Here is a 4,364-nt window from a genome sequence, read left to right on the forward strand (position 1 = left end):
CGAGGACGCCGACGAGGTGCTGCTCGACGGCGCGGCGGTTGGGCAGGTGGGTGAGGGGGTCGGAGAACGCGGTCGCGTGCAGGCGGTCGGTGAGGTGGTAGCGCTCTCCTGCGGCGGCGACGATCTGGGCGAGGTCGACGAGGAAGCTGCGGGCGTGGTGGTCGAGCTCGACGCCGTCGGCGGGGAAGAGCTCGGCGACGAACCGGCCGCGGGCGATGGGCCGCAGGGACCCTTCGATGGTGGGTTCGTCGAGGATCTCGCGGGCGGCGTCGCGGGCGTCGAGGAGCAGCTTCTCGGCGTCCTTGGCGAACCAGGCGGCGTTGGAGAGGCTGGCGACGGCGTCGCGCATGCGGTGCTGGCGGGCGGCGGTGTCCTGGGCGCCGACGAGGCGGCGCAGGGCGAGGACCTCGAGGCCGACGGCGAGCGGGATGGCCCAGAGTGCGGCGAGGATCGCGCCGAGGCTGCGGTCGGCGAGCAGGAGCCCGGTGATGAGGATCGCGATGGACTCGATGCCGGCGATGACGAGCAGGGTGCCGAGCCGTCCGAGGGGCGTGCGGCCGAACGCCACGAAGACGTACACGACGACGACGACGATCGCGCCGAGCAGGCACGCGGCGTCGACGAGGGCCGCGTGCGGCATCGGCACGAACCAGGTCGCGGCGCGGGCGGTGAGCAGGGTCGCGGCGACGACGACCCACCAGCGCACGCGGGCGCCGTGCCCGATGGCGCGGGTGGCGGGGAGCGCGACGAGCAGGAAGCCGGCGACGAGCAGCCCGTGCGCGACGTCGATCGCCCGTTGCGAGAGCCCGGGGCCGACGAGGGGCGCGAGGCCTCCGGTGAGGAGCAGGAGGGCGACGTCGGCGGACCACAGCAGGGACCAGGCGGCTCCGGTGGCGCGGGCGTCGCTGCGGCGCCACAGCCAGTGGAGCACGCAGAAGCCCGCTACCACGCCGGCGACGAGCAGCTGCAGGACGGTGACCCACACCGGCACGGGACCCAGCACGTCCATGTCATCGGCGTGTGCGCGCTCACACGTGACTGGCATACGGGTGACGGTCACGTGTCACCCGTCGCTCGTCCGGACCTGACCTCGGGCGTTGCGGGCGACCTCGACAGGCGGCTGGTCGTCTCGGGTCAGCGGGGGCGGTTCTGCTCGCAGTCGACGCAGCCGCCGTCGGCGGTGCGACGGTCGCGGTCGGCGAGCGCGTCGACGAACGTCGCGGTGAGGGGCAGGCCGGTGCGCTCCTCGACGAACAGCCACTGCCCGGAGGGGTTGACCTCGAAGAAGACGTGCTCGCCGTCGGGGCGCACGCGCAGGTCGATCGCCCCGTAGACGAGCCCGAGGCGGCGCATGAGGCGCAGGACGGCGGCCTGGACGGCGTCGGGCAGCCGGTAGGGCGCCATGGGCACGGTGTCGAGCTCGAGCCGGAAGTCGAGGCTGTAGGCGGTGCGGGCGGAGTGGATCGCGGCGGCGTGCACGACGTCCCCGACGACGGTGACGCGCAGGTCGACGTCGCCCGGGACGTACTCCTGGAAGATCACGGGCGCGTGCCGGACGGCGTCGAGCAGGTCGACCTCGGCGGCGGCGAGGACGCGGGTCTCGCGCCACGCCGACGCCTGCGCGAGGAACGACTTGTAGACGGTGCGCTCGGGGCCGAGGTCGGCGACGAACGCGCGGGCCCGGTCGGGGTCGTTGGTCATGAGCGTGCGCGGCGTGACGAGGCCCGCGAGCCGTGCCTCGCGCAGCTGGTAGGCCTTGTGCGACGCCTGCGTGTCCCGGTCGGGGTCGTTGACCCAGGCGGCGGGCAGGAGCGACCGCAGCCCGCGCAGGCCCTCGTCGCACTCGGTGAGGGCGAAGACCTGGGCGGCAGGGTCGGTGACGGACGCGTCGAGCGTGTAGGGCAGCGGGCGTCGCCACCAGGCGGCGCGGACGGTGGTGAGGTCGTGCTCCTTGCCGTCGAGCGTGACGGCGAGCGCCGGTCGCGGGCCGTCGTCGTACGCGACGGTCACGGCGGCGGCGAGCGGGTACCGCGCCGAGTCGAGCACCACGACGTCGTGGCCGCGGTGCTCGAGCCCGGTGCGGACGGGGGCGAGGTGGTCGTCGCCCTCGTGCGACTCGATGAGGATCACGCGCCCGGCCCCGGGTTGCCCAGGGTGGCGGACAGGGCGCGCAGTGCTGCCGCGACCTGGGCGAGCGCCTGCGCGGCGACCTCGGTGGCCTCGGCCGCGACGGCGACGAGGGCGGCGGTCGAGTCCGCCGCCGACGGTGCCGGCTCGTACGCGGCAGCCGCGGCCGCGTGGTGCGGGGTCGCGAGCGCGAACGGCAGTGCGCCGCCGGGCTGCGGGTACGGGTACGGGTACGGCGGGTTGACCACGGCGCCTCCGAGCCCGCCGGGCGGGTCGAACAGCTGCTTCGGGTCGGTGAGCTGCTTCGGCGGGTCCAGGAGCTGCTTCGGCGGGTCGAGCAGCTGCTTCGGCGGGTCGATGAGCTGCTTGGGCGGGTCGAGGCGCTGCTTGGGGTCGAGGACGTGCTTCGGGTCGAGCAGCTGCTTCGGGTCCAGCAGGTGCTTGGGCGGGTCGATGACGGGCTTGGCGTCGTCGCGGAGCTTCTTGAACCCGCCGTGCTGGTCGTCGAGCGGCTTCTTCAGGACGGGGCCGTCGTCGGTGACCTTCTTGAACGTGACGGTCCCGGGGTAGAGGGCGCGGGCCGCGGCGATGTCGCCGTCGGAGAGCTTGAGCCGCTGGCCGATGCTGACGCCGGCCTGCACGGGGACGATCGTGGGCTGCCCGTTCACGGAGAACGCCGTGGCGGGGTAGTGCATGATCGAGCCGTAGTCGTAGACCCCGATGTCGTCGCCGTCGGTGATGTGCTGGTCGAAGTTGTGGACGTAGCGCGGGTCGACGTTCGCGGTGTTGATCGTGACGAAGCTGTTGCGGTCCTCGCGGGACTGCTCGTGCCACAGGCCGATCGCGTGCCCGATCTCGTGGATCGCGTTGCCGGTCGTGCACCCGGTGTCGAGCGAGACGTCCTGCCGCCCGCCGACCATGCCGACGGCCGACCAGCAGCCACCGTCGGCGAGGAAGTGGACGTAGTTCGGGTAGGTGCCCGCGTTGGCGGGTGTGCGCTGCACGAACCGCAGCGGCGTGTGCTGCTCCCAGTGCGCGATCGCGTCGGTCACGCGGAACTGGTCGGGCATCGCGGGGTCGACCTCGTACGGGACGGTCGCGTCCGGCCACCGGTAGCGGCTGCCGCTGATCGCGACGCCGAACGAGACGTCGGCGCGACGCCCCTCGGTGCCCTCGAGGTCGGCGTGACGGCCGAGGACGATGTCGCCCTCGAAGATCGCGAGGTCGCCGACCTTCGCGTACGTGACGGGCTTGCCGGCGAAGCCGATGCCGTTGATGACGGTCGTGCCGGTGTCGCCCGACGACCGCTCCTCGGGGCGCTCGGGCGTCGAGATCCCGGCCCCCTTCGCGCCTGTGCGCCGGGACGAGCCCGACCCTGCGTTGCTGGCCATGCTGCGACCTTCCCCCGGGTCGGCGGGCCGGGCTGGCCCGCGCCTCACCGAGGCAGGAGCCCGTGCGGGGGAGTGAGATACGTCACACCTGACTAGGGTGGGTGGGTGGACGAGGTGACGGCGAGCGTGCGGGTGCGGCTGCGGGCCCCCGCGACCGGGGACGAGCGGACGCTGCCCGAGGTGGTCGTCGCGGTCGAGGACGTCTCCCGGGCCGACGCGCCGTCGCAGCAGGTGGGCCGGACGGTCCTGCGGGACGTCACCGTGCCCGTCGAGGGGCTCGACGTCGAGGTCGAGGTCGCGGTACCGCTGGGCCCGGACCCGACCCGGCGCTTCGTGGTGCGGGCCCGGGCGGGCGCCGACGCGGGGGCGCGGACCTTCGCCCCCGACGACCTCGTCTCGACGGTCGCGACGCCCGTCGTGCTCGACGGCACCGACGACGTCGAGGTCACCCTCCGGCCGGTCGGCTGACGCACCCGCGCGATCCGCCCCGGGAACGGTCGTGCCGCCTGGCATCATCCCGGCATGACGACGACGTCGACCGCCGCGCGCGTGCCGCGGCGCACCGTGGTGGGGTACGCCCTGGGCTCGGTCGGGACCGGCGGCTTCGGCACGCTCCCGGGCCTCGTCCTGGCGTACTACCTCACCGACGCGCTCGGCGTCGCGGCCGGGCTCGCGAGCCTCGTCGTGACGGTCCCCAAGCTCTGGGACGTCGTCATCGACCCGTTCGTCGGCGCCCGGTCCGACGCGTCCGCGGCACGCCGGGGGAGCCGGCGCCCGTACCTGCTGACCGGCGCCCTCACGCTCCCGCCGCTGTTCGCGGCCGTCTTCGCCGCGCCCGCCGGCCTG

4 protein-coding genes and 1 pseudogene are annotated in these 4,364 nt (G+C 74.3%); 2 read left to right on the forward strand and 3 right to left on the reverse strand.

Going from position 1 to position 4,364, the window contains the following annotated elements; all coding sequences use genetic code 11:
* The 3 genes and pseudogenes from CBZ_RS20860 to legP form a co-directional block, all read right to left on the reverse strand.
* Positions 1-1,009, reverse strand: a pseudogene (locus CBZ_RS20860) (GGDEF-domain containing protein); the annotation flags it as partial.
* Between the two features lie 125 nt (positions 1,010-1,134).
* The gene (locus tag CBZ_RS10765; protein ID WP_130781555.1) at positions 1,135-2,130 is read right to left on the reverse strand and encodes an MvdC/MvdD family ATP grasp protein; all 996 of its coding nucleotides are present in this window, start codon (positions 2,128-2,130) and stop codon (positions 1,135-1,137) included.
* On the reverse strand, positions 2,127-3,518 hold the full coding sequence (gene legP / locus CBZ_RS21510) for a Dot/Icm T4SS effector Zinc-dependent metalloprotease LegP (protein WP_218022753.1): 1,392 nt from the start codon (positions 3,516-3,518) through the stop codon (positions 2,127-2,129). The genes CBZ_RS10765 and legP overlap by 4 nt, the downstream gene beginning before the upstream one ends.
* Positions 3,519-3,623: 105 nt before the next feature.
* Between legP and CBZ_RS10775 the strand changes: the two genes are divergently transcribed.
* Positions 3,624-3,986, forward strand: a complete 363-nt coding sequence (locus CBZ_RS10775) for a hypothetical protein (protein WP_130781556.1) — start codon at positions 3,624-3,626, stop codon at positions 3,984-3,986.
* A 54-nt stretch (positions 3,987-4,040) separates the two neighbouring features.
* Positions 4,041-4,364 (forward strand): MFS transporter (locus CBZ_RS10780; RefSeq protein ID WP_165446733.1); only part of this gene is annotated, 324 nt, incomplete at its 3' end.

Origin of the sequence: Cellulomonas biazotea (assembly GCF_004306155.1) — a bacterium.
In the GTDB taxonomy this organism is placed as follows: domain Bacteria; phylum Actinomycetota; class Actinomycetes; order Actinomycetales; family Cellulomonadaceae; genus Cellulomonas; species Cellulomonas biazotea.